This window comes from Streptomyces ficellus (assembly GCF_030406405.1).
Taxonomy (GTDB): Bacteria; Actinomycetota; Actinomycetes; order Streptomycetales; family Streptomycetaceae; genus Streptomyces; species Streptomyces ficellus_B.
Window position 1 is genome coordinate 1 of sequence record NZ_JAUEPL010000016.1, and the last position, 22,603, is coordinate 22,603.

The 22,603-nt window shown below is 72.0% G+C and carries 16 protein-coding genes; 7 read left to right on the forward strand and 9 right to left on the reverse strand.

Going from position 1 to position 22,603, the window contains the following annotated elements; all coding sequences use genetic code 11:
• Positions 1-166 precede the first annotated feature (166 nt).
• Positions 167-649, reverse strand: coding sequence for a DUF2771 domain-containing protein (locus QWM81_RS13105; RefSeq protein ID WP_290112014.1), 483 nt, complete (start codon positions 647-649; stop codon positions 167-169).
• A 27-nt stretch (positions 650-676) separates the two neighbouring features.
• Positions 677-2,023, reverse strand: a complete 1,347-nt coding sequence (locus QWM81_RS13110; protein ID WP_290112015.1) for an MFS transporter — start codon at positions 2,021-2,023, stop codon at positions 677-679.
• Positions 2,024-2,310: 287 nt separating this feature from the next.
• Here QWM81_RS13110 and QWM81_RS13115 point away from each other — a divergent pair, with 287 nt between their 5' ends.
• Entirely contained in the window at positions 2,311-3,234 is a 924-nt protein-coding gene (locus QWM81_RS13115) for a DUF3027 domain-containing protein (protein ID WP_290112016.1), read from the forward strand.
• Between the two features lie 263 nt (positions 3,235-3,497).
• Positions 3,498-6,602 carry a sacsin N-terminal ATP-binding-like domain-containing protein gene (locus QWM81_RS13120; protein ID WP_435372361.1) on the forward strand — a complete coding sequence of 1,035 codons (3,105 nt, stop codon included), beginning with the start codon at positions 3,498-3,500 and terminating at the stop codon, positions 6,600-6,602.
• 89 nt (positions 6,603-6,691) lie between these two features.
• Here QWM81_RS13120 and QWM81_RS13125 read toward each other — a convergent pair whose 3' ends face one another.
• The 3 genes from QWM81_RS13125 to QWM81_RS13135 form a co-directional block, all read right to left on the reverse strand.
• On the reverse strand, positions 6,692-9,235 hold the full coding sequence (locus QWM81_RS13125; RefSeq protein WP_290112017.1) for a hypothetical protein: 2,544 nt from the start codon (positions 9,233-9,235) through the stop codon (positions 6,692-6,694).
• Positions 9,236-9,365: 130 nt separating this feature from the next.
• Entirely contained in the window at positions 9,366-11,816 is a 2,451-nt protein-coding gene (locus QWM81_RS13130) for an HAD-IC family P-type ATPase (protein ID WP_290112018.1), read from the reverse strand.
• Positions 11,817-11,933: 117 nt separating this feature from the next.
• Positions 11,934-12,206 (reverse strand): DUF2530 domain-containing protein, encoded by a 273-nt coding sequence (locus QWM81_RS13135; protein ID WP_290112019.1) that lies wholly within the window; start codon positions 12,204-12,206, stop codon positions 11,934-11,936.
• A gap of 213 nt (positions 12,207-12,419) precedes the next feature.
• On the opposite strand from QWM81_RS13135, the gene QWM81_RS13140 reads away from it, so the two are divergent.
• Entirely contained in the window at positions 12,420-13,874 is a 1,455-nt protein-coding gene (locus QWM81_RS13140; RefSeq protein WP_290112020.1) for an NCS2 family permease, read from the forward strand.
• Position 13,875: 1 nt separating this feature from the next.
• Here QWM81_RS13140 and QWM81_RS13145 read toward each other — a convergent pair whose 3' ends face one another.
• Positions 13,876-14,058, reverse strand: coding sequence for a ribbon-helix-helix protein, CopG family (locus QWM81_RS13145; protein ID WP_290112021.1), 183 nt, complete (start codon positions 14,056-14,058; stop codon positions 13,876-13,878).
• A gap of 130 nt (positions 14,059-14,188) precedes the next feature.
• On the opposite strand from QWM81_RS13145, the gene QWM81_RS13150 reads away from it, so the two are divergent.
• Genes QWM81_RS13150 through thpR form a run of 3 tightly spaced genes read left to right on the forward strand, consistent with a single transcriptional unit; the run spans position 14,189 to position 16,630 of the window.
• The gene (locus tag QWM81_RS13150; RefSeq protein ID WP_290112022.1) at positions 14,189-14,635 is read left to right on the forward strand and encodes a MarR family winged helix-turn-helix transcriptional regulator; all 447 of its coding nucleotides are present in this window, start codon (positions 14,189-14,191) and stop codon (positions 14,633-14,635) included.
• Positions 14,636-14,679: 44 nt separating this feature from the next.
• Positions 14,680-16,029, forward strand: a complete 1,350-nt coding sequence (locus tag QWM81_RS13155) for an MFS transporter (RefSeq protein ID WP_290112023.1) — start codon at positions 14,680-14,682, stop codon at positions 16,027-16,029.
• A gap of 31 nt (positions 16,030-16,060) precedes the next feature.
• Positions 16,061-16,630, forward strand: coding sequence for an RNA 2',3'-cyclic phosphodiesterase (thpR, locus tag QWM81_RS13160; protein ID WP_290112024.1), 570 nt, complete (start codon positions 16,061-16,063; stop codon positions 16,628-16,630).
• A 200-nt stretch (positions 16,631-16,830) separates the two neighbouring features.
• On the opposite strand, the gene QWM81_RS13165 is transcribed toward thpR, so the two are convergent.
• The 3 genes from QWM81_RS13165 to QWM81_RS13175 form a co-directional block, all read right to left on the reverse strand.
• Complete coding sequence (locus QWM81_RS13165; protein ID WP_290112025.1) at positions 16,831-17,820, reverse strand: aldo/keto reductase; 990 nt, start codon at positions 17,818-17,820, stop codon at positions 16,831-16,833.
• A gap of 62 nt (positions 17,821-17,882) precedes the next feature.
• Entirely contained in the window at positions 17,883-18,473 is a 591-nt protein-coding gene (locus QWM81_RS13170) for a Uma2 family endonuclease (RefSeq protein WP_290112026.1), read from the reverse strand.
• Positions 18,474-18,587: 114 nt separating this feature from the next.
• Positions 18,588-19,283 carry a helix-hairpin-helix domain-containing protein gene (locus tag QWM81_RS13175; RefSeq protein ID WP_290112027.1) on the reverse strand — a complete coding sequence of 232 codons (696 nt, stop codon included), beginning with the start codon at positions 19,281-19,283 and terminating at the stop codon, positions 18,588-18,590.
• A gap of 133 nt (positions 19,284-19,416) precedes the next feature.
• Here QWM81_RS13175 and QWM81_RS13180 point away from each other — a divergent pair, with 133 nt between their 5' ends.
• Complete coding sequence (locus QWM81_RS13180) at positions 19,417-22,560, forward strand: Tn3 family transposase (RefSeq protein WP_290112028.1); 3,144 nt, start codon at positions 19,417-19,419, stop codon at positions 22,558-22,560.
• The last annotated feature ends 43 nt before the right edge of the window (positions 22,561-22,603 follow it).

Genomic DNA, 22,603 nt, shown 5'->3' on the forward strand with positions numbered 1-22,603 from the left:
ACCGCGCCGGTTGCGGCTCACCCATGTCGTGATCCCGAGGGTGACCGCGATGAACGCGCTGAACAGCAGCAGCGCCAGGGTCTGGTGGTCTCCGGTCACCGCCCGGCCTCCCGGGTCAGCTCCTGCGCCTCCGCCGCCACCGCCGTCACGACCAGGACGCGCAGGGTCAGGATTCCTTCTTCAGCTCGAAGTGCCAGATGCCCGTCAGCTTCTTGCCGTTCGTCTCGACGATGCTGATCCGGGCCGTCTTCGACGTCTCCCCGGTCTGGCTGGAGAGAAACGCGCTGGCCGGGATGGTGCGGTACGTCTTCTTGTACGGCTCCTGCTCGGCCTGCTGGCCACCGATGAACAGGGTCCAGCCGTGCTCGGCGATCTCGGGGTCGACACCGAAGCGGATCTTGTCGTCCATGGAGACCGTGATGGTCTTCCCCGCCTTCTTGTTCAGGCAGGACTGGATCTGCGATTCCTTGATCGCTTCGCCGTCGTTGTAGCAGGTCGCCTCGGCGTTGACCGAGTCGGACCCGACCGTCACGGTCGCGAGCGGGGTCGGCTTTTCGCCGCATGCGGAGAGTACGAGGAGTCCGGCGGAGACGGCACCCAGAGCGACGCCGGCCCGGCGGGCCTTACCGGAAGTGAACGCAACGGTCATGGCTGGAAGGCTATACGCCGCCCCCGGTCACGCCACGCGGGGGTGCGGCGTGCCGTGCCGCGCGGCCGTCAGCAGGCCCCGTACGGTCACCACCACACCCAGGAACAGGATCGCCGCCGCCACCGACATGCCCAGCGAGCCGTTCAGCGGCAGGGCGATGCCGATCGCGCCGCCCACCACCCACGCCATCTGGAGCAGCGTCTCGGAGCGGGCGAACGCCGACGTGCGCACCACCTCCGGCACGTCCCGCTGGATCATCGCGTCCAGCGACAGTTTCGACAGGGCCTGCGACAGGCCCGCCACCGCGCCCAGCACCGCGACCGCCACCCCGCCGAAGAACACCGCCGCCAGCGCCGCCGCCGACAGCGCGAGCGTCAGCATCGTCGCGACGATCGCCTCCGGGGCCCGGGACCTGAGCAGCGCGCCGGCCGCCGTACCGCACGCGTTGCCGACACCCGCCGCGACACCGACGATGCCCAGCGACACGGCCGCGCTCTGGCCGGACAGCGGATGCTCACGCAGCAGGAAGGCCAGGAAGAAGATCAGGAACCCGGACAGGACGCGGTGCGCGGCGTTCGCCTGAAGCCCGTGCAGGACGGACGGGCCGACCGTCCGCAGGCTCGGTTTGCGCTCGCCGTGCGTCAGCATGTGGGCCTTGCGCTCGCCCTTCGCCGAGTCCACCTTGTGCGGCATCGACATCGCGAGGAGCGTTCCGCCGATGAACAGCGCGCACGCGCCGTACAGCGGCCACTGCGGCCCGATCTGCTGGAGGCCCACCCCCACGGGCGCGGCGACGCCCGTGGCGAGCAGGCCCGCGAGCGTCACCCGGGAGTTCGCCTTCACGAGGGAGAAGTTCGGTGGGAGCAGTCGCGGCACGACGGCGCTGCGGACCACTCCGTACGCCTTCGACGCCACGAGCACGCCGAGCGCCGCCGGATACAGCTCCAGGTCACCCGTCGCGACCGCGCCCGACAGGGCGATGGCGAGCAGCACCCTGGTGAGCATCGCGCCCGCCATCGCCGCGCGGCGGCCGTGCGGCACCCGGTCCAGGAGCGGCCCGATGACGGGCGCGAGGAGGGTGAACGGGGCCATGGTGATGGCCAGGTACAGCGCCACCCGGCCGCGTGCCTCGTCGGTCGGTACGGAGAAGAAGACGGTGGACGCGAGGGCGACGGTGATCATGACGTCACCCGCGCCGTTCACGGCGTGCAGCTCGATCAGCTTGCCGAGACCGGACTCCCCGGCCCCGTGCGCGTGCGTCGCTTTCCGGATACCGCGGGCCGTGCCGGTGAACGGCAGGTGCAGGGCACGGCCCAGCCGCCGGCCCGCCCTGCGCAGGGGGCCGGCACCCTCGGGCGACTCCGCGGCTGCCACCTCGTCATAGTGCCCCAGCAGCCGCTTCGGCGAACCGTGATGAGGGCTACTTGGGGCGGGCAGGTGGGCGGCGGGCTGCGGAGGGGGTAGCGTGCGTAGCGCGCCACCGGCGGAAGTTCTCGGCCGCGCGCCTCTTCGGCATCCCGCAGAATGGATGACGGTAGGTGTGCCCGAGACACGTCGGGCGCGGACGTCGATGCGGCCCACTGGTCCGCTCCGCCCGCCGCCCGGTACATCGCGAATCGGCCGGCGCATCTGTGAGACGGCGTAGGAGATGAGCGAGACCTGTGAGTGCTGCGACGACGCGAAGCCGTACCCCGCGTACCCCGGCCCCCGACCGCCTGTGCGCCGAGGCGGTGGACTTCGCCCGGGAAGCGGCCGAGGAGGTCGCCGCGCCCGGGGTGGTGGGCGAGCACACCGGGGTGGTCTCGGAGGGTGACCGGGTCGTCACGCACTTCTTCGAGTGCCACGAGCCCGGTTACCGGGGCTGGCGCTGGGCGGTGACCGTCGCCCGCGCGTCCCGCGCGAAGGTCGTCACGCTCGACGAGACCGTTCTGCTGCCGGGCGAGGACGCGCTCCTCGCGCCCGAGTGGGTGCCGTGGAGCGAACGGCTGCGGCCCGGTGACCTCGGGCCCGGTGACCTGCTGCCGACCGAGCAGGACGACCTGCGGCTGGAGCCCGGCTTCACCGGCGAGGACGCGCCGCCGCCGAACTCCGCAGTGTCGGAGGAGATGGCCGAGCTGGTCGAGGCCGAGGACGCCGAGTTCGTCTCCCGTACCCCCTCGCGCGGCTCCATCGCGGCGGTCGCCGAGGAACTGGGCCTGCGGCGTGCGCGGGTGCTGTCGCGGTACGGGCTGCACACCGCCGCCGACCGGTGGGAAGAGGCGTTCGGCGCGAAGACCCCGATGGCGCAGGCGGCGCCCGCGCCGTGCGTCTCGTGCGGGTTCCTGATGCCGCTGGCGGGCTCGTTGAAGCAGGCGTTCGGCGTGTGCGCGAATGAGTTCTCGCCGGCGGACGGGCACGTCGTGTCGCTCATGTACGGCTGCGGCGCGCACTCCGAGGCGGCCATCATGCCCAAGCCGCCGCGGCCGGCGCCGCCGGTGCTGGACTCCATGCGCGCCGACGAATTCCCGCTGCGCCCGGCCCGCGACCAGGGCTCGGTGCCACCGGTCTCGCCGGACGCGGCGTCGGAGGACCTGGGCCACAGCTAGCCCTCCCCCGGGCAGGGGCCGCCCTGCGGGCGTGGCTGCCCCCGGGGCGGGGGCGTTGTCCGCGTGGGCGGTTGCCCGGGCGGGCCTGGTTGCCGTCTGCGCCGCTCCGTGGGGCCCTGGGCCGTTCCCGTGTTGCCCTGGTCAGGGCGCCGGGGGTGGAGTCCCCGGTTTCGGGAAGGGGCGGGGTGGGGGAAAAGCGTGTGCGGTTGGGCACGCGGTACCTTCGGGCCCCGTAAGGCACAGCCAAGAGAGCGGAGCACAACGTGAGCGTGAGGGCGACGGCGACCGATGGGGCCGACCCGTTCGGGACCGCGCGGCTGCGGCGCGGGGTGCTCGACGCGTGGGGTGCCGGGCCCGCGCGGTTCCGGGAGGACGCCAACGCCGAGGAGGACCTCGCCCTCGGCGGCTACCGCGACCGCCTCGTCGTGGAGCTCGCGCAGAACGCCGCCGACGCCGCCGCCCGCGCCGGCGTGCCCGGACGGCTGCGGCTGACGCTGCACCCGGCGGGCCCGGACGGCCCCGCCGTGCTCGCGGCGGCCAACACGGGCGCGCCGCTGGACGCGGCCGGTGTCGAGTCGCTCAGCACGCTGCGCGCGTCCGCCAAGCGGGAGGGCGACGAGGGCGTGGTCGGCCGGTTCGGCGTCGGGTTCGCCGCGGTGCTCGCGGTGAGCGACGAGCCGGCCATCGTGGGCCGCCACGGGGGCGTCCGCTGGTCGCTGCGGGAGGCGCGCGAGATGGCCGCCGAGGCCGCGCGGGTCAGCCCCGGCCTGGGCGACGAACTGCGCCGCCGCGACGGTCACGTACCGCTGCTGCGGCTGCCGCTGCCCGCCGAGGGCACCGCGCCCGCCGGGTACGACACGGTGGTGATCCTGCCGCTGCGGGACGCCGCCGCGGTGGACCTGGTCGAGCGGCTGCTCGCCGGGATCGACGACGCGCTCCTGCTGACCCTGCCGGGGCTGACCGAGGTCGTGGTCGAGACACCCGGCGGGCGGCGCGTGCTGACCCGTACGCAGCGGGAGGAGTACGTCTGCGTCGAGGACAGCGAGAGCGGCACGCGGCGCTGGCGCACCGTCAGCCACCAGGGCGCCATCGAGCCCGAGCTGCTGAAGGACCGCCCCGTCGAGGAGCGGCTGCGCCCCCACTGGGCCGTCACCTGGGCCGTCCCGGTGGACGACGAGGGCGCCCCCGTGCGGCCCCGTACCGCCCCGGTGGTGCACGCGCCGACGCCCACCGACGAGCCGCTCGGCGTCCCCGCGCTGCTCATCGCGACGTTCCCGCTCGACACCACCCGCCGTCACCCGGCGCCCGGCCCGCTGACCGACTTCCTGGTGCGCCGCGCCGCCGACGCCTACGCCGAGCTGCTCGCCGACTGGCGGCCCGTGTCGACCGCCACGATCGACCTCGTCCCCGGCCCGCTGGGCAAGGGCGTCCTCGACGGGGCGATCAGGGCGGCCGCGCTGGAGCTGCTGCCGCGCGTGGCGTTCCTGGCGCCCGCCGCGCCCACGGAGGAGCTGACCGCGCTGCGCCCGTTCGAGGCGGAGGTCGTCGAGGGCGCGGGCGCCGACACCGTACGCGTGCTGGCGGAAGTCCTGCCGACGCTGCTGCCCGCCGGCCTTGAGCGCCGTACCGAGCTGCGCGCCCTCGGTGTCGCGCGCCTGCCGCTCGGTGACGCGATCGACCGGCTCGCGGGCACCGAGCGCACGCCGGAGTGGTGGCACCGGCTGTACGAGTCGCTCGCGGGCGTCGACCCCGACCGGCTGACCGGCCTGCCGGTACCCCTGGTGGGCGGGCGCACCGCGACCGGCCCGCGCCATGTGCTGCTCCCGCTGCCCGACACGCCCGCCGACCTGTCGCGGCTGGGCCTGAAGGTGGCCCACCCCGAGGCCGCCCACCCGATCCTGGAGAAGCTCGGCGCGCTGCCCGCCACCCCGCGGGCGGTGCTCACCACGCCGCAGGTGCGGGCGGCGGTCGCCGCGTCGCTGGACGCCGCCGAGGTGTGGGACGAGGACGCGCCCGACGCCGAGGAGCTGGCCGAGACCGTGCTCACCCTCGTACGCGACGCGGGTCTGGAACCGGGCGACGAGCCGTGGCTGGGCGCGCTCGCGCTGCCCGACGAGGACGGCGAACTCGCCCCGGCGGGCGAGCTGGTGATGCCGGGCAGCCCCTTCGTCGCCGTCATGCGCGAGGACGAACTGGCGCTGGTGGACGCCGAGCTGGCTGAGCGGTGGGGCGAGCAGCCGCTCGCCGCGTGCGGCGTGCTGGCCAACTTCGCCCTCGTACGGGCCACCGATGTCGTCCTGGACCCGGACGAGCTGGAGCCGCGCGAGGGCGACTACGCCGAGCCGGACGACGTCGGCCTGCTCGACGCCGTCGACGTGTGGTGCGAGGACGTGCTCGACCGGCTGCCCGAGACGCCGGTGCCGCCGGTCGCCACGGAGATCGTCGCCGTACGGGACCTGGACCTGGTGGACGACGACGCGTGGCCGCAGGCGCTCGCCCTGCTGGCCCGCCCGCCGCTGCGCGACGCCCTCACGCAGCCGGTGCGCGTCCTGCTGCCGGACGGCACGACGGAGAACGTCCGCTCCTACACGGCGTGGTGGCTGCGCGACCACCCGGTGCTGGGCGGCCGCCGCCCGGCCGGGCTGCGCGCGGCGGGCGCCGATCCGCTGCTGGAGGGGCTGTACGACCCGGCCGACACGACCGGCTTCGCCGACGCGCAGGTGCTGCGGGCCCTGGGCGTCCGCACCTCCGTCGCCGCCCTCCTCGACGAGCCGGGCGGCGCGGCGGAGCTGCTGGCCCGCCTCGCCGACCCGGAGCGCCGCGTCACCGGGGCCCAGCTGCACGCCCTGTACACGGCGCTGGCGGACCTCGACCCCGAGCAGGTGACCCTGCCCGACGAGCTGCGCGCCGTGGTCGACGGCGAGGTGCGGGTGGTGGACGCGGCCGACGCGCTGGTCGCCGACGCGCCCGACCTGCTGCCTCTGACGGCCGGGCGGCCGCTGCTGCCGGTGTCCCCGACGCGGGCGGCGGAGCTGGCGGAGCTGTTGCAGGTGCGGCGCCTCAGCGAGGAGGTCGACGCGGACGTCACGACGGACGGCCAGGAGCGCGAGGTCCCGCAGGCCGTGCGCGCCCTGCTCGGCCCGGCGACCCCCGCGACGTACATCGAGCACGAGGAGCTGCGCGCGGGCGGCGCCGAACTGGACTGGCGCCGCACCGCGGACGGCACCCTCCACGCGGCGACGCTGGAGGGCGTCGCGGCGGGCCTGGCGTGGGCGGCCGGCCAGTGGCCGCGCCGCTTCGAGGTCGCGGCACTGCTGGAGGACCCCTCGCGGACCGAGGAGCTGGCCCGGGACCGCTGGTTCGACTGAGCCTCGACCGAGCCTCGACTGAGCCGCCGCTCGCCGAAGCGCGAAGAGGGCGCCGGTCGTGATGACCGGCGCCCCCTTCTCACGGGTCGCTAGCGGACGTCCACGAAGGCGAGTGGCGACGCCGCGGCGCCCACGCCGGGCGTACGGGGCAGCAGCCAGCGCCAGTTGGCGTCGTGGGCGGCCTTCACGGTGGCCTTGACGGTTCCGGTCGAGTCGGAGGTGACCGTCGCGGCCGTGGTGTAGGTGGAGACGCCCGGCTTGCGGTACTCCAGCTTGACCGACTTCCCGGCGAGGGCGTTCCAGCGGCCGGTCGACCAGTCGTTGATGCCGGCGATGCCGCTGATCGTGAACAGCGTGCCCGCGGTGACGGGTGTGGTGGGTGCCTTGATCGTCACCCGCGTCTGGCGCAGGATCAGCGCGGTGCCGGCCGTGTTCAGGTCGGTGAAGCCCTGGCCGTCCGCGGCGTACGCCCAGACCGCGAGCCTCCACTCACCGGCGAGGTCGTTGCGGCCGAGCTGGGTGCGGGCGTTGAGCCAGAAGCCGGCCTCGCAGGTGGACGTGGTGGCGTCCACCTCGGTGCACTGCGGCACCTGGACGGGGATGACCGCGTCGGGGCGGTCGTGGGCGCCCCGGTAGAGGACCGCGCCCGTGGCGGCGATGCCGGAGGGGTCGGTGGCCGTGAACCGCACGGTGTACGGCGGGGCGTAGGGGTCGTCGTAGGTGGCCGGCGCGATCACGCGCCGGCCGTTGACGGCCACATCGCTGATCCTCGTGGCGCCGACGTTCTCGTCGGTGAGGGGCGCCGGGCCCGCGAAGGCGCGGATGACCGTGCGGCGCACGGTGGAGCCGCCGTCGTCCTCGCCGGTGGTGCGCAGCGAGACGAACCGGGTGTCCTGCGCGACGGTGAGCTGGGCCGACGCGCGGTCCTCGGCGGCCGTGAAGGGCAGCGCGGTCCAGGTGGCGCCGTCGTCCAACGAGAACTCCAGGCCCGTGACCTTCGCCGTCGCGTACGGGGTGCGGGAGGTGGCGTGGGCGTGCACGGTGACGGGTGAGGTGCCCGCGGCGTTGCGGATGTCGAGACCGTCGACGCGCAGGGCGACGTCGGTCAGACGGGGGCGGGTGTCCACCCCGTAGCCGCTCGCCGTGAACGCCCACTCGTTCGTCTGGCGGGGGGTGAGGCGGTTCGGCTTGCCGGTGTGGCGCACGGTGTGGACCAGTTGGTACCGGGCCTGTGTCTGGGCCAGGTCGGCGCTGAACGACTGGCGGGGGCTCAAGTTCGTGGCCTCGGCGACCGTCGCGCCGTTCGAGGTGAGGCGGAAGTCCTGCACCGCGTCGGAGTCGGATCCGCGGTGGCCCGCCGCGTCACCGAAGCCCCACGGCTCGTACACGCTCAGCCGGGAGCCCCGGAGGGTGGCGGCGGACTCGTGGGTCTGTACGGCGTAGGCCGCGCCGCCGAACGTCTCGCCGGCGTTGGCGCCCTTGACCAGGGTGCGCGGCACCCCGTCGAACCGCGGTCCCCCGTCGTGGAACGCCATCCGGGTGAAGGCGATGCCGGGCGTCATGTACTCGGTGACGGTGGACGGGATGCGGACCGGCGTGCTGATGCCCGCCCCGGAGGAGTCGCCGACCGAGGGCGACGACAGCAGGGAGCCGGTGGTGTCCTGGCCGGCGGAGCGCAGGGTGGTGACCGTCCTGCCCAGGTCGGCCGTGCGGACCTGCACCTTGGGCGTCGCGGGCACGGCGCCGTCGAAGCCGTGGAAGAGGTCGTAGCGGTACGGGCTGGGGTTGTTGGCCGTGGCGCCGTCCTTGACCAGGAGGCTGTGGATGCGCAGCGAGACGCCCGGCAGCGTGAAGGGGGTCACGTACACCTTGGTGGCGCCGCCCCAGCCGCCCGCGAAGCCGATCATGCCGCCCTTCGGCGTGCTCAGCCACACGGCGGTGGCGTAGGGGCGCGCGGTCGGCTCGTCGGCGGTGAGGGCGGTCTCCTTGGCGAGGCTCGCGTCGAGCGTCACCGTCAGGCCCCGGTCCTTCACCGTGAACGTCTTGGTGAGGAGGTGGCCGGGCTTCTGCCAGCTGGTGTAGAGGCCGGCGGTGAGGTAGTCACCGGGCGGCAGCGCGATCGTGCCGGAGGAGCCGTACTGCTCCGCCGCCACGTCATAGCTCATCCACGTACTGCGGTTCCACACCCGGATGATGGGGCCGATGTGGTCGGCGTTGGCGAGCTTGATGGTCACCCTGTACGAGGCCGCGGCGGCTCTGGGGGCCGGTGCGGACGTCCTGGGTGCGCCGGTGGTGATCGTGGTGGCGGGCAGCGGTTCCCGCTCGCCCACCGGCTGCACGCTGAGCTTGTTGCCCGTGGTGGCGTACGCGTAACGGCCGGACCGGTGGCCGGTCTTCGGCACGACGCGGAAGCCGGGTGCGGCCGCTTCCCCGGCGTCGCCGCGGATGAGTTCGAGCCGCTCACCGTTGGCGAGCGTGGCGGACCCGGACCCGGACCCGGGACCTGACCCGGAAGCAGGCCCGGCGGCCGTCGTGGACAGTGCCGATGCCGATGCCGATGCCGGTGCCGGCTCGGCAGCGCGGCTCACGTCCGGTACGAGCGCGAGGGCGCCGGCCAGCAGCGCCGCGGCCACGCCCCCCGCAGTGCTTCTTCGGGTTCTTCGGAAAGCCAAGGTGTCCCGCACGCGCGGATCTCCCCCCTCGTCGCCCCGGCCATCTCGCCACGGGCGTCACGCTGTTGACGGCACAGCGTAAACCGGCCGGTCAGGCCGGGAATCTCCGCCCCACGTACCGCCAGGAGAGCTCCAGGACCACCGCGCCCACCGCCGCGATCGCCACCGCCGCCCACGGCATCGTCGGGCCCACCAGCCTCAGTGCGAAGAAGTCCTGGAGCCACGGCACGACGAGCACCACTAGGAAGCCCGCGCCCATCGAGGCGACCAGCCCCACCCGCCACCAGGTGTAGGGGCGGGCGATGATGGCCAGCACCCACAGGGACACCAGGAACAGGGTGAGCGTCGCCGCGCTGGTCTCGGCGGCGAGGGCGCCCGCCCCGCTGTAGTGCGTGCGGGCCAGCAGATAGGTGGCGAACGTGGTCGTGGCGGCGATGACCCCGGCGGGGATGGCGTACCGCATGACGCGGCGCACGAAGTGCGGCTTGGCGCGTTCCTTGTTGGGCGCCAGGGCCAGGAAGAAGGCCGGGACGCCGATGGTGAGCGTGGACAGCAGGGTCAGGTGCCGGGGCAGGAAGGGGTACTCCACCTGCGAGCACACCACCAGGATCGCCAGCAGCACGGAGTAGACCGTCTTGGTCAGGAAGAGCGTCGCGACGCGGGTGATGTTGCCGATGACCCGGCGGCCCTCGGCGACGACGGCGGGCAGCGTCGAGAAGCTGTTGTTGAGCAGCACGATCTGCGCGACGGCTTTCGTCGCCTCCGAGCCGGAGCCCATGCTGACGCCGATGTCGGCGTCCTTGAGGGCGAGCACGTCGTTGACGCCGTCGCCCGTCATCGCGACCGTGTGCCCGTGCGACTGGAGCGCGCCGACCATGGAGCGTTTTTGCTGCGGGGTGACGCGCCCGAAGACCGCCCCCTCGTCGAGCACCTTGGCCATCTCGTCGCGCTCGGCCGGCAGGCGCCGGGCGTCCACGGTGTGGTCGGCGCCGGGCAGGCCCAGCTTGCCGGCGACGGCGCCCACGGAGACGGCGTTGTCGCCGGAGATGACCTTGGCGGCGACGTCCTGGTCGGCGAAGTAGGCGAGGGTGTCGGCCGCGTCGGGCCGCAGCCGCTGTTCCAGTACGACGAGGGCGGCGGCGTCGGCCGTCTCGGCGACCTTGGGGTCGTCAAGGGCGCCACTCACCCGGGCCAGCAGCAGGACCCGCAGCCCCTTCTGGTTGAGCTCCTCGGTCTCGGCGAGGACGGGGTCGTGGTCCGGCAGCAGCACGTCCGGCGCGCCGAGCAGCCAGGTGCTGGTGCGCCCGTCGCCCTCGCTGAAGGCGGCGCCGCTGTACTTGCGCGCCGACGAGAACGGCAGCGCCTGGGTGCACCGCCACTCCTCGCCGTCCGGGCAGGCGTCGATGATGGCCTGGAGCGAGGCGTTCGGCCGCGGGTCGGACGCGCCGAGCGCGCCGAGGACTCCGCGTACGTACGCCTCGTCCGTGCCGTTCAAGGCGCGCAGCTCGGTGACGTCCATGCCGCCCTCGGTGAGCGTGCCGGTCTTGTCGAGGCACACGACGTCGACGCGGGCGAGCCCCTCGATCGCGGGCAGTTCCTGCACCAGGCACTGCTTGCGCCCCAGCCGGATGACGCCGATGGCGAAGGCCACGGAGGTGAGCAGCACCAGCCCCTCCGGGATCATCGGCACGATGCCGCCGACCGTACGGGCGATGGAGTCCTTGACGTTGGTGTTCTTGACGACGAGCTGGCTGATGATGAGCCCGATCGCGGTGGGGACCATCATCCAGGTCACGTACTTGAGGATCGTGGAGATCCCGGACCTCAGCTCGGAGTGCACGAGCGTGAAGCGGGACGCCTCTTCGGCGAGCTGCGCCGCGTACGCCTCCCGCCCCACCTTGGTGGCCGTGAACGCGCCGCCGCCCGCGACGACGAAGCTGCCCGACATGACCTGGTCGCCGCGCTTCTTCAGGACGGGATCGGCCTCGCCGGTCAGCAGCGACTCGTCGATCTCCAGGTTGTCGGCGTCGGCGACCTCGCCGTCCACGACGACCTTGTCGCCGGGGCCGAGCTCGATGCGGTCGCCGAGGACGATCTCCGAGGTGGAGATCTCCGCCGCGACCCCGTCCCGCCGGACGGTCGGCTTGGCCTCGCCGATGACGGCGAGCCCGTCGAGGGTCTTCTTGGCGCGCAGCTCCTGGACGATGCCGATCCCGGTGTTCGCGAGGATGACGAACCCGAACAGGCTGTCCTGGATCGGCGCGACGATCAGCATGATCACCCACAGGACGCCGATGATCGCGTTGAAGCGGGTCAGGACGTTGCCCCGGATGATGTCGACGGTGGAGCGGGAGCTGCGTACGGGTACGTCGTTGACCTCGCCGCGCGCCACCCGCTCGGCCACCTCGGCGGCCGACAGACCGCCGGGCCGGTGCTGCGCGGGTGGCGGCGCGGGGTGTACGGGGTCGAGTCCGGCCCCGGCGTCGATGGTGCGCCCACCGGGCTCGGGGCCGCCGGTCTCGATCTTCGCCCGCTGCGTCATGGTTTCGACGGTACGACCGTCGCGGCGCGGCCACCCCCCGAGCGGGGCAAAGATCCCACCACGGTACGAGGCGAATGGTCCTGTGGTCGTACCAGGTGCGCCGACGTACCGGGGCGGTCAGGAGGCGGGCCGGTCGTCCTCGCCGGTGGCTGCCGCGCGCTTGAGCGCCGCGTCGCGCCTGCGTACGTACCAGATGCCGATCAGGCCGAGCCCGGCGCCCGCGAGGCAGGTCCAGACCCACCAGGTGAGATCGCGGTCGGCGAACCAGGCGTAGAAGGGGACCTGCGCGAGGAAGAGGACGAACCAGATGATCGTGCCGCCGGTGATCGTGGCGACGACCGGCCCCTCCAGGGGTTCGGGTGCCTCGTGCTTGGGGGTCCACTTCGCCATGAGCCCGAGTGTATGTGGGTCCCCGTGGCGGTCGGCACCTGCCGCCGCGAGCCGGCTGGTGCGCCGGTCACGGCCGCTCTACGCGCGGAGATACCGATCTTTCGATTATGTGTTCATACTGAAACGGCTTACGCCTGTCTCCTTTTGTTCGTGTGAACGTACGAGAACGATCAGGCGAGCACCCTTCCCGCCCCCCGCACCATGAGGTTTCGCATGCCCTCCTCGGTCACCGCGCTCGTGGACGCCGGCGCCCAGCCACCGGCCCCCCAGCAGCCGACCAGCGGCCTGGACCGCTTCTTCAAGATTTCCGAACGTGGCTCCACGGTCGCCCGAGAGGTACGCGGCGGATTCGCGACCTTCTTCGCCATGGCCTACATCATCGTGCTCAACCCGATCATCCTCGGCAGCGCCAAGGACATGTACGGGCACCAGCTCGACAGCGGCCAGCTCGTCACCGCCACCGTGCTGACCGCGGCCTTCTCCACCCTCCTGATGGGCGTCATCGGCAACGTCCCGATCGCGCTCGCCGCCGGTCTCGGTGTCAACACGGTCGTCGCCCTCCAGCTCGCGCCCCGCATGTCCTGGCCGGACGCGATGGGCATGGTGGTCCTCGCCGGCTTCGTCGTGATGCTGCTCGTGGCGACGGGCCTGCGCGAGCGGGTGATGAACGCCGTACCCGTCGGGCTCCGCAAGGGCATCGCCATCGGCATCGGCCTGTTCATCATGCTGATCGGCCTGGTCGACTCGGGCTTCGTCTCCCGCATCCCGGACGCCGCCCACACCACCGTCCCGCTCCAGCTCGGCGCCACCGGTCACCTCAGCGGCTGGCCGGTCCTGGTCTTCGTCCTCGGCGCGCTGCTCACCCTGGCCCTGATCATCCGCAAGGTGCCGGGCGCCATCCTCATCTCGATCGTCGCCATGACGGTCGTCGCGATGGTCATCAACGCCGTCGCGACCATCCCGTCCTGGGGCCTGACCACCCCGAAGTGGCCCGGCAACCCGCTCGCCACCCCCGACTTCGGGCTCGTCGGCGAGGTGAGCCTCTTCGGCGGCTTCGGGAAGGTCGGCCTGCTCACCGGCTGCCTCTTCGTCTTCACCGTGCTGCTCTCCTGCTTCTTCGACGCGATGGGCACGATCCTCGGCGTGGGCGACGAGGCGAAGCTGATCGACAAGGACGGCGACTTCCCCGGCATCAACAAGGTCCTCCTCGTCGACGGCCTCGCCGTCGCCTCCGGCGGCGCCAGCTCGTCGTCGGCCACCACCTGCTTCGTGGAGTCCACGGCGGGCGTCGGCGAGGGCGCGCGTACGGGCCTCGCCTCGGTCGTCACGGGCGCGCTGTTCTCGGTGGCGCTGTTCCTCACGCCGCTCGCCACGATGGTCCCCTCCCAGGCGGCCACGCCCGCGCTGCTCGCGGTCGGGTTCCTGATCCTGGCCGGGTCGGTGCGGGACATCGACTGGAGCGACTTCACCATCGCGGTGCCGGCGTTCCTGGCGATGGTGATGATGCCGTTCACGTACTCGATCACCAACGGCATCGGCATCGGCTTCATCGCCTTCACCGTGCTCCGCCTGGCGGCCGGCCGCGCCCGTGAGGTCCCGGCGGCGATGTACGTCGTCTCGGCGGTCTTCGCCTTCTACTACGCCATGCCGGCGCTCGGCCTGACGTAAGTCAGGTAAGGCCGTAGAACCGTTCCGTCTCGTCGACCGCCGCCTCGAAGCGCTGGTCGAAATCCTCCCGAATGAGCGTCCGGACCACATAGTCCTGGACGCTCATTCCGCTTCTGGCGGCATGGCGCCGGACCCGGTCGAGCAGCTCTCCGTCTATCCGCAGGCTGAGCACTGTCGATCCCATGCCGCCCAGGGTTGTCATCTCATCCGGTCACGCGCGTCACTTTCCGGCATGCTCTCACTCGTTCGGGTGACACTCATCCCTGTTTGCCCACCAGGTGTATTTAGGGAGGGTAATGAGTTAAGCTAAAGACATGCCTGACCTCCTGCACGGTGAGCCGGCTGACGCAGCCGCCGTGAACGCCCTCCGCTCCGCCGTCATGCGGCTGGGCCGACGCCTCAAGCACCAGCGCGTCGACGAGTCGCTGAGCCCCACCGAGATGTCGGTGCTCGGCACGCTCGCCCGCTGCGGCTCGGCCACCCCCGGTGAGCTGGCCCGCAAGGAGCACGTCCAGCCGCCGTCGATGACCCGCATCGTGGCGCTGCTCGAAGCCAAGGGCCTCGTCCGGCTGGAGCCGCACCCCGACGACCGCCGCCAGAAGGTGGTCAGCCCGACCGAGCAGGCCGAGGTCATGCTGGAGGAGTCCCGCCGCAAGCGGAACGCCTGGCTGGCGTCCCTGGCCGAGAGCCTGGACGAGGACGAGTGGGCGAAGCTGCGCGAGGCCGCCCCCGTGCTGGAGAAACTCGCACATCTGCAATAACCCGCATTCCGCAGTCCGCGATCCGTCACAAGGAGGCGACGCTTTTGAGTACGGGACACGGAGCACACTCCGCACCCGCACACAACCACGACAACACCAGCACGACCGCGACCTCGGCGGGCAAGGGGACCTTCTCCTCGCTCAAGGTCCGCAACTACCGGCTCTTCTTCACCGGGGCCATCGTCTCCAACACCGGCACCTGGATGGCCAGGATCACCCAGGACTGGCTGGTCCTCAGTCTCACCGGCTCCGCCGCGGCCGTCGGCATCACCACGGCGCTCCAGTTCCTGCCGATGCTGCTCTTCGGCCTGTACGGCGGTGTCATCGCCGACCGCTACCCCAAACGGCGCCTGCTGCTGCTCAGCCAGGGAGCCCTCGGCCTGTGCGGCCTGGCCCTCGCCGTCCTGACCCTCTCCGGTCACATCCAGGTCTGGCACGTCTACCTGATCGCGTTCCTGCTCGGCATGGTCACGGTCCTCGACAACCCGGCCCGGCAGTCCTTCGTCTCCGAGATGGTCGGCCCGGGCCAACTGCGCAACGCCGTCAGCCTCAACTCCGCCAACTTCCAGTCGGCCCGGCTCATCGGCCCCGCCGTCGCGGGCGCGCTGATCGCCTCGATCGGCAGCGGCTGGGCGTTCCTGGTCAACGGCCTGTCCTTCCTCGCCCCGCTGACCGCCCTGCTGCTGATGCGCACCGGCGAGCTGCACAAGGTGGAGCGGGCGCCGCGCGGCAAGGGGCAGCTGCGCGAAGGGCTGCGCTATGTCGCCGGGCGGCCCGACCTGATCTGGCCGATCGCGCTGGTCGGCTTCGTCGGCACCTTCGGCTTCAACTTCCCGATCTGGCTGACCGCCTTCTCCGACGAGGTCTTCCACGTCGGAGCGGGTACGTACGGCTTCCTCAACACCCTGATGGCCGTCGGCTCGCTCGTCGGCGCCCTGCTGGCCGCCCGGCGCGGCGCCTCGCGGCTGCGGCTGCTGGTCGGCGGCGCGGTGGCGTTCGGCGTGCTGGAGATCGCGGCGGCGCTCTCGCCGTCCTTCTGGCTCTTCGCGCTGCTGCTGGTCCCGATCGGCATGTTCGGCCTGACGGTCAACGTCACCGCTAACTCGTCGGTCCAGCTCGCGACCGACCCGGTGATGCGGGGACGCGTGATGAGCCTCTACATGATGGTGTTCGTCGGCGGTACGCCGGTGGGCGCGCCCCTGCTGGGCTGGATCACCGACACCTACGGCGCCCGCGTGGGCTTCGCCACGGGCGGCGCGGTCTCGCTCGCCGCCGCCGTGGTGATCGGCCTGATCCTGGCCCGCGTGGGCGGCCTGCGCCTGAAGGTCGACCTGCGCCGTGGGCACCCGCATGTGCGCTTCGTACAGCGCGAGCAGCTGACGACGGCGGCGTAGCCGCTGCCGGTGGCGGCGTAACCTCGGCGGCATGAGGCTTTTCGCTGCCGTGCTGCCGAGCCGTGTGGCCGTCGACGAACTCGCCGCCGCCGTCGACGGATTGAGAGCCCTCCCGGGCGCCGACGAGCTGCGCTGGACCGGGCCTGAGGGGTGGCACTTCACGCTCGCGTTCATGGGGGAGGTGGACGAGCGGGTGCTGCCGGAACTGCGGGGCCGGCTGGCGCGCGCCGCGCACCGGACGCCGTCCTTCCCGCTGCGCCTCCACGGCGGCGGCCGGTTCGGGCGGCGGGCCCTGTGGGCGGGCGCCGCGGGCGGGCTGGACGAGCTGCGGCTGCTGGCCGAACGCGCGGACGCGGCCGCCCGCCGGTCGGGCATCCTCATGGACGAGCACCGCCGCTACCAGGCCCACCTGACGCTGGCGCGCGGCCGCGCGGACACCGACCTGCGCCCGTACGTCGCCGAGCTGGAGCGTTTCGAGGGCACCCGCTGGCAGGTGGCCGAGCTCACCCTCGTACGCAGCAACCTCCCCCGGAGCGGCGTGGCGGGGGAGGGCCCGCGGTACGAGACGGTCGGGTCCTGGCCGCTCGGGCGGGCGAGCTAACCTCGAAGGGTGGACCCGAAGACGCGTAACCGGATCATGGCCGGTGTACTTGTGCTGATGTTCGTGATCATCGCCTTGGCGGCCGCGCTCGGCTGACCGAGCCGCGGCCGCCCGGCGGTCCTACCCGGGTTCCACGACGGCTACCGCTACTGCTACAGCCGCAGCTACTGCTACTGCTACTGCTACTGCTACTGCTACGGCTACCAGGCGAAGGCTTCCGGGGACGGCCCCGGCCCCGGGAAGATCGCGTCCAGCTCCGTCAGCACCTCGGCCGAGAGGTCCAGCTCCACCGCCCGCAGCGCGGAGTCGAGCTGGTCGGCGGTGCGCGGCCCGACGATCGGCCCGGTCACGCCGGGCCGGCTGAGCAGCCATGCCAGGGCCACTTCGCCCGGCTTGAGCCCGTGCTTGTCGAGGAGGTCCTCGTACGCCTGGATCTGGAGGCGTACGTCGGTGTTGGCGAGGGCGTCGGCCGAGCGGCCCGTGGTGCGCCGCGCGCCCTCGGTCTCCTTCTTGATCACCCCGCCGAGCAGCCCGCCGTGCAGCGGCGACCAGGGGATGACGCCGAGGCCGTAGTCCTGGGCGGCCGGGATGACCTCCATCTCGGCGCGGCGCTCGGCCAGGTTGTAGAGGCACTGCTCGCTGACCAGCCCGAGCATGCCGCGCCGGGCGGCGGTCTCGTTCGCCTGGGCGATCTTGTATCCGGGGAAGTTGGAGGACCCGGCGTACAGGATCTTCCCTTGCTGGATCAGTACGTCGATGGCCTGCCAGATCTCGTCGAAGGGCGTGTGCCGGTCGATGTGGTGGAACTGGTAGAGGTCGATGTAGTCGGTGTTGAGGCGCTTGAGGCTGGCCTCGACGGACCGCCGGATGTTCACGGCGGAGAGCCGGTCGTGGTTGGGCCACAGGTTCCCGTCGGGCGCCATGTTCCCGTACACCTTGGTACCGAGGACGACCTTGTCGCGCCGGTCGCCGCCACGGGCGAACCAGGAGCCGATGATCTCCTCCGTACGGCCCTTGTTCTCGCCCCAGCCGTAGACATTGGCGGTGTCGAAGAAATTGATGCCCGCGTCGATCGCGGCGTTCATGATGGCGTGGCTGCCGGCTTCGTCGGTCTGGGGCCCGAAGTTCATCGTGCCGAGGACAAGTCGGCTGACCTTGAGTCCGGTGCGTCCGAGCTGCGTGTACTTCATGACCGTACAGCCAACGCCTTGGAGCGCACTCGAAGCAAGAGCGCCCGGCGCGGGGCAGTGCGTCAGCCCCGGGGGAAGTCCGAGGTGTCGAGGACGATCCCGGCCGGCGTCTCGGTCAGGTCGATCGGCTCCCCGAAGTCGAACCGGGCGTCCACGGTGTAGTCCTCGCCCTTGGGGTGCGTGTGGAGGACGCACCTGCCGGTGTAGGGGTCGACGATGAGGTAGACGGGCACCTTGGCGGCGGCGTAGGCGGCCTTCTTGCGCCCGTAGTCGTTCATGCCGGTGCTGCGGGAGATGACCTCGGCGACGAATGCGACGTCCTCGTGGTGCCACAGGCCCTTGTCGTCCTTGGTGGCACCCTCGGCGATGAGGGTGACGTCGGTCGCGAAGCCGTTGAGGTGGCCCGGGTAATCAATGCGGACGTCGGACTTGACCCGCTGCCTCGGATGCTTGGCCCTCAGCTGCTCAATGATGTCCAGGATGATGTCCCAATGCGTGTCCCGCTGCGGCCACATGAAGATGTGCCCCCCGACGATCTCGGCCTTGTAACCCTCGGGGACGCCCATCCGCTCGAGCGCCTCGAACATCTCGTCCAGGGTCCGCTCGTCGCCGCTCTCGGCCATGTCGGCCCTGTCGGTCTCTACGACGGCCATCGTGGCGCTCCTCCCCGCTGCCGCGTGATGGCATGCAGCCGCCTTGTACAACGATACGCACAGTGACCGACACGCCCGGTGGCGAGAACTCGCCACGCCCCGCCGGGGCGGTCGCTATCGAAGGAAGATCAGCCGTTCGGAGAGCTCGTCCGCCAAGCCGTCGGGGAGGTCCGCGAAGACCTCCAGCTCCTGCGGATAGGCGAACCCGTGGCGTTCGTCGCGGACCCGCACGACATGTTCGGCCATCTCCGGGGTGAACCCCGGGAGACCCGCGAGGACCGCGGCCGGGACGTGGTTGACGTCCACCAGGCCGCCGTCGTCGAACCGCCGGGGCAGGTCGGGGCGGCCGATCCGCAATTCACGCGCGAGGGCGGGGTCCTGTTCGAGCAGGCGCCGCGCTTCGAGCCGTCTCCGTCTGCGCTCCAAGGCTTCCTCGACGGCCCGGTCCCCGCCGCCTTGACGTGCCGCCGCCCAGCCGCCGATGGGCCGCCCGGCAGCGGGGTCGGCCGCAGGGGCGCCCAAGGGAATACGGCGGGGATCGACCAGCCGACCACGGATGGTGAACGTGATCGCGAGGCCGCCTCCGATGAGCGCGATGATCAGAAAGCCTGCCGTGGTTTCCCGCCCGGAGTCGGGTGGCGAGCCGAGGAGCGAAAAAGCGACGATGGTCACGACCAGCGCCGCAGCGGCGCCGAGGGCGAGCCAGCGTGACCGCAGCCGGTAGGCCGCCCACCCCAGGACGAACGTCGCCCCGATGCCCAGGGTGAGCAGCGGGAGCAGCGCCCAGAGAACGCTGCCCCTGGGGCTCATCCGGCCTCGGGGAACATCGGTACAGCGGTTGGCGCTGAGAACGATCATGGTTGGCTAGCACACGGGTTGGGGGCTCCGCTGGGGTTTGCGGAAAGATCGCTGGGCGGGTGGCGGGGCTGGCTATGGTCCGCTCGTGCCAGTGGAGTTTCTGACTGATGAGCAGGCCGAGGCGTACGGGAAGTTCGCCGAGGAGCCGACCCGTCCCGAGCTGGAGCGGTTTTTCTTCCTGGACGACGTCGACCGCGATCTGATCGCCCGGCGACGCTCCGCGCACCACCAGCTCGGCTTCGCGCTCCAGATGTGCACCGTGCGCTACATCGGCCGGTTCCTCCCGGACGACCCGCTGGATGCGCCGTGGCCGGTGGTCGAGCACCTGGCCGCGCAGCTCGGTATCGAGGACGCGTCGGTGGTGAAGCGGTACACCGAGCGGCCGAAGACGGCGTACGAGCACGCGTGGGAGATCCGGGACGCCTACGAGTACCACGAGTACGACGATGCGGAGTGGTCCCGACGGTTCCGTACGTTCCTGCACGGTCGGGCGTGGACGCACGCCGAGGGCCCGAAGGCGCTGTTCGACCACGCGGTGGGCTGGCTGCGCCGCAACCGGGTCCTGTTGCCCGGGGTGTCGGTGCTGGCCCGGCAGGTGTCGGAGGTGCGGAAGGTCGCGGAGAAGCGGCTGCACGCCACGGTCGCGGGCGCTGCCCGCCGCGCGGACCCGGCGCTGCCCGGGGATCCGGTGGCGACGCTGAAGACGCCGGAGGGTTCCCGGTTCTCAGAGCTGGAGCGGCTGCGCCGGCCGCCGACGCGGACGACGGGCACGGCGTTCGCCCGCGCGCTGGAGCGGGTGGACGAGATCGGCGCGTACCGGCTCGGGCGGCTGAGGCTGTCGCAGATCCCGCCGAACCGGATGGCGGCGCTGGCTCGGTACGCGCTGGGGTCGAAGGCGCCGCTGTTGGAGCGGGCGTCGGAGCCCAAGCGCACGGCGATGCTCACCGCGGTGATGCGGCACCTGGAGGCGAAGGCGATCGACGAGGCCCTGGACCTGTTCCAGGTCCTGATGGCCACCCGGCTGCTGAACACGGCGAAGCGCAAGACGGAGAAGGAGCGGCTGTCAACGCTGCCGCATCTGGAGAAGGCGTCGCGGGTGCTCGCGCGGGCGGCGAAGGTGCTGTTCGAGGAGCTGGAGCTGGTCGAGGAGCAGGAGGCGGACCTGGACGTGGCCGCGCTGTGGGCGGCGGTGGAGGAGGTCGCCCCGCGCGCCGCCGTGATGACCGCCGCGGCCATGGTGGTCTCGCTGGTGCCCGAGGACGAGAACTCGGCCGAGATCGCCACGCGGGCCGCACTCACGAACCGGTACGCCACTGTGCGCCCGTTCCTCGCGCTGCTGGGCGAGTCGAAGGCGCTGGATGCGGCGAGCGCCGGGAAACGCGTCCTGGCCGGGGTGCGCGGCCTGCCGGCGCTGGCCCGGCGGAAGACAGGGGTCAAGCCGCTGCTGCCGCGCGAGGTGGACGACAAGCTCGTGCCGCCCGCGTGGCGCAAGGCGGTGTACGCCAACCCCGGCCTGCCGCAGGGCGCGGTCGACCGGGACGCGTACGTGGTGTGCGTGCTGGAGCAGCTGCACCGGGCCCTGAACAACCGCGACGTCTTCGCCGCACCGTCGCACCGCTGGTCCAACCCGCGCGCCCGCCTGCTGGACGGGCCCGACTGGGACGCGGTCGAGGAGGACATCCTGGCGGCCCTGAGCCTGGACATGCCCGTCCAGGAACACCTGGCGGAGCTGGTGCGGGGTCTGGACGCCGGATGGAAACAGCTCGCCGAACGCCTGGAAGAGGCCGGGCCGGCGGCGAAGGTTTCCATCGAGGTGCAGGACGACGGCCGGCTAAAGCTGAACGTCGACAAACTCGGAGCGCTCGGCGAACCGAAGTCCCTGACCTGGCTCCGCAAGCGGGTCGAGAAGATGCTCCCGAAGATCGACCTGCCAGACCTGCTGTTCGAGGTGAACGCCTGGACCGGCTTCCTCGACGCCTTCGTCCACCTCGGCGACGGCACCACCCGGATGAAGGACCTGCCCACCTCGATGGTCGCGCTGCTGGTCTCCGAGGCGTGCAACATCGGCCTGGCCCCCGTGGTCACCCCCGGGCACGAGGCCCTGACCCGGGCCCGGCTCGTGCACGTCGACCAGTACTACCTGCGCGCCGACACCATCGCCGCGGCGAACACAGCTCTCATCGCCGCCCAGGCCGGCATCCCGATCGTGCGTCACTGGGGCGACGGGCTCCTCGCCTCGGTCGACGGGCTGCGCTTCCAGGTGCCGGTGCGCACCATCAACGCCGCCCCGTCGCCGAAGTACTTCGGGTTCAAGCGCGGCATCACCTGGCTCAACGCCGTCAACGACCAGGTCGCGGGCATCGGGCAGATGGTCGTCCCCGGCACCCCGCGCGACTCCCTGCACATCCTGGACGCACTGCTGAACCTCGACGGCGGCGTGAAGCCGGAGATGGTGGCGACCGACAACGCCTCCTACTCCGACATGGTGTTCGGCCTGTTCAAGATCCTCGGCTACAACTTCAGCCCGCGGTTCCGCGACCTGGACGACCAGCGGTTCTGGCGGGCCACGATGCCCGGCGTCGAGACCGGAACGTACGGCGCGGTGGAGGACCTGGCCCGCAACCGCGTGAACCTGAACAAGGTGATCACGCACTGGCCGGACATGCTGAAGGTCGCCGGTTCCCTGGTCACCAACCAGGTCCGCGCCTACGACCTGCTGCGGATGTTCGGACGAGACGGTCGCCACACGCCGCTCGGGGCGGCGTTCGCGGAGTACGGGCGGATCGCCAAGACCGAGCACCTGCTGCGGGTGGTCGACCCGGTGGACGACACCTACCGGCGTCAGATGAACCGGCAGCTCACCGTGCAGGAGTCCCGCCACAAGCTGGCGAGGGACGTGTGCCACGGCAAGCGCGGCACGATCCACCAGGCGTACCGCGACGGTATGGAGGACCAGCTCGGCGCGCTTGGCCTGGTCCTCGACGCCATCGTGCTCTGGACGACGAAGTACATCGACGCCGCCGTCGCCCAGCTCCGCGCCGAGGGCCACGAACTGCGGGACGAGGACATCGCCCGCCTGTCCCCGCTCAAGCACCGCAACCTGAACCTGCTCGGCCGCTACAGCTTCACCGCCTCGACCCCGGCCGCCGGCGCCCTGCGTCCGCTGCGCGATCCGGACGCGCTGGAGCTGGACGAGGACGATGACGGTGGTGGCGGTGGCCAGGAGTGAGCGCCGAGGCCCGAACGAGGTGCTGTTTAGCCTGTGCTGCCAC

Bases quoted from the DNA above. Each gene is read 5' to 3' on its own strand.
- QWM81_RS13105 (WP_290112014.1), bottom strand. From the start codon at position 649: ATGACCGTTGCGTTCACTTCCGGTAAGGCCCGCCGGGCCGGCGTCGCT.
- QWM81_RS13130 (WP_290112018.1), bottom strand. From the start codon at position 11,816: ATGACGCAGCGGGCGAAGATCGAGACCGGCGGCCCCGAGCCCGGTGGG.
- QWM81_RS13135 (WP_290112019.1), bottom strand. From the start codon at position 12,206: ATGGCGAAGTGGACCCCCAAGCACGAGGCACCCGAACCCCTGGAGGGG.
- QWM81_RS13140 (WP_290112020.1), top strand. From the start codon at position 12,420: ATGCCCTCCTCGGTCACCGCGCTCGTGGACGCCGGCGCCCAGCCACCG.
- QWM81_RS13145 (WP_290112021.1), bottom strand. From the start codon at position 14,058: ATGGGATCGACAGTGCTCAGCCTGCGGATAGACGGAGAGCTGCTCGAC.
- QWM81_RS13150 (WP_290112022.1), top strand. From the start codon at position 14,189: ATGCCTGACCTCCTGCACGGTGAGCCGGCTGACGCAGCCGCCGTGAAC.
- thpR (WP_290112024.1), top strand. From the start codon at position 16,061: ATGAGGCTTTTCGCTGCCGTGCTGCCGAGCCGTGTGGCCGTCGACGAA.
- QWM81_RS13165 (WP_290112025.1), bottom strand. From the start codon at position 17,820: ATGAAGTACACGCAGCTCGGACGCACCGGACTCAAGGTCAGCCGACTT.
- QWM81_RS13170 (WP_290112026.1), bottom strand. From the start codon at position 18,473: ATGGCCGTCGTAGAGACCGACAGGGCCGACATGGCCGAGAGCGGCGAC.
- QWM81_RS13175 (WP_290112027.1), bottom strand. From the start codon at position 19,283: ATGAGCCCCAGGGGCAGCGTTCTCTGGGCGCTGCTCCCGCTGCTCACC.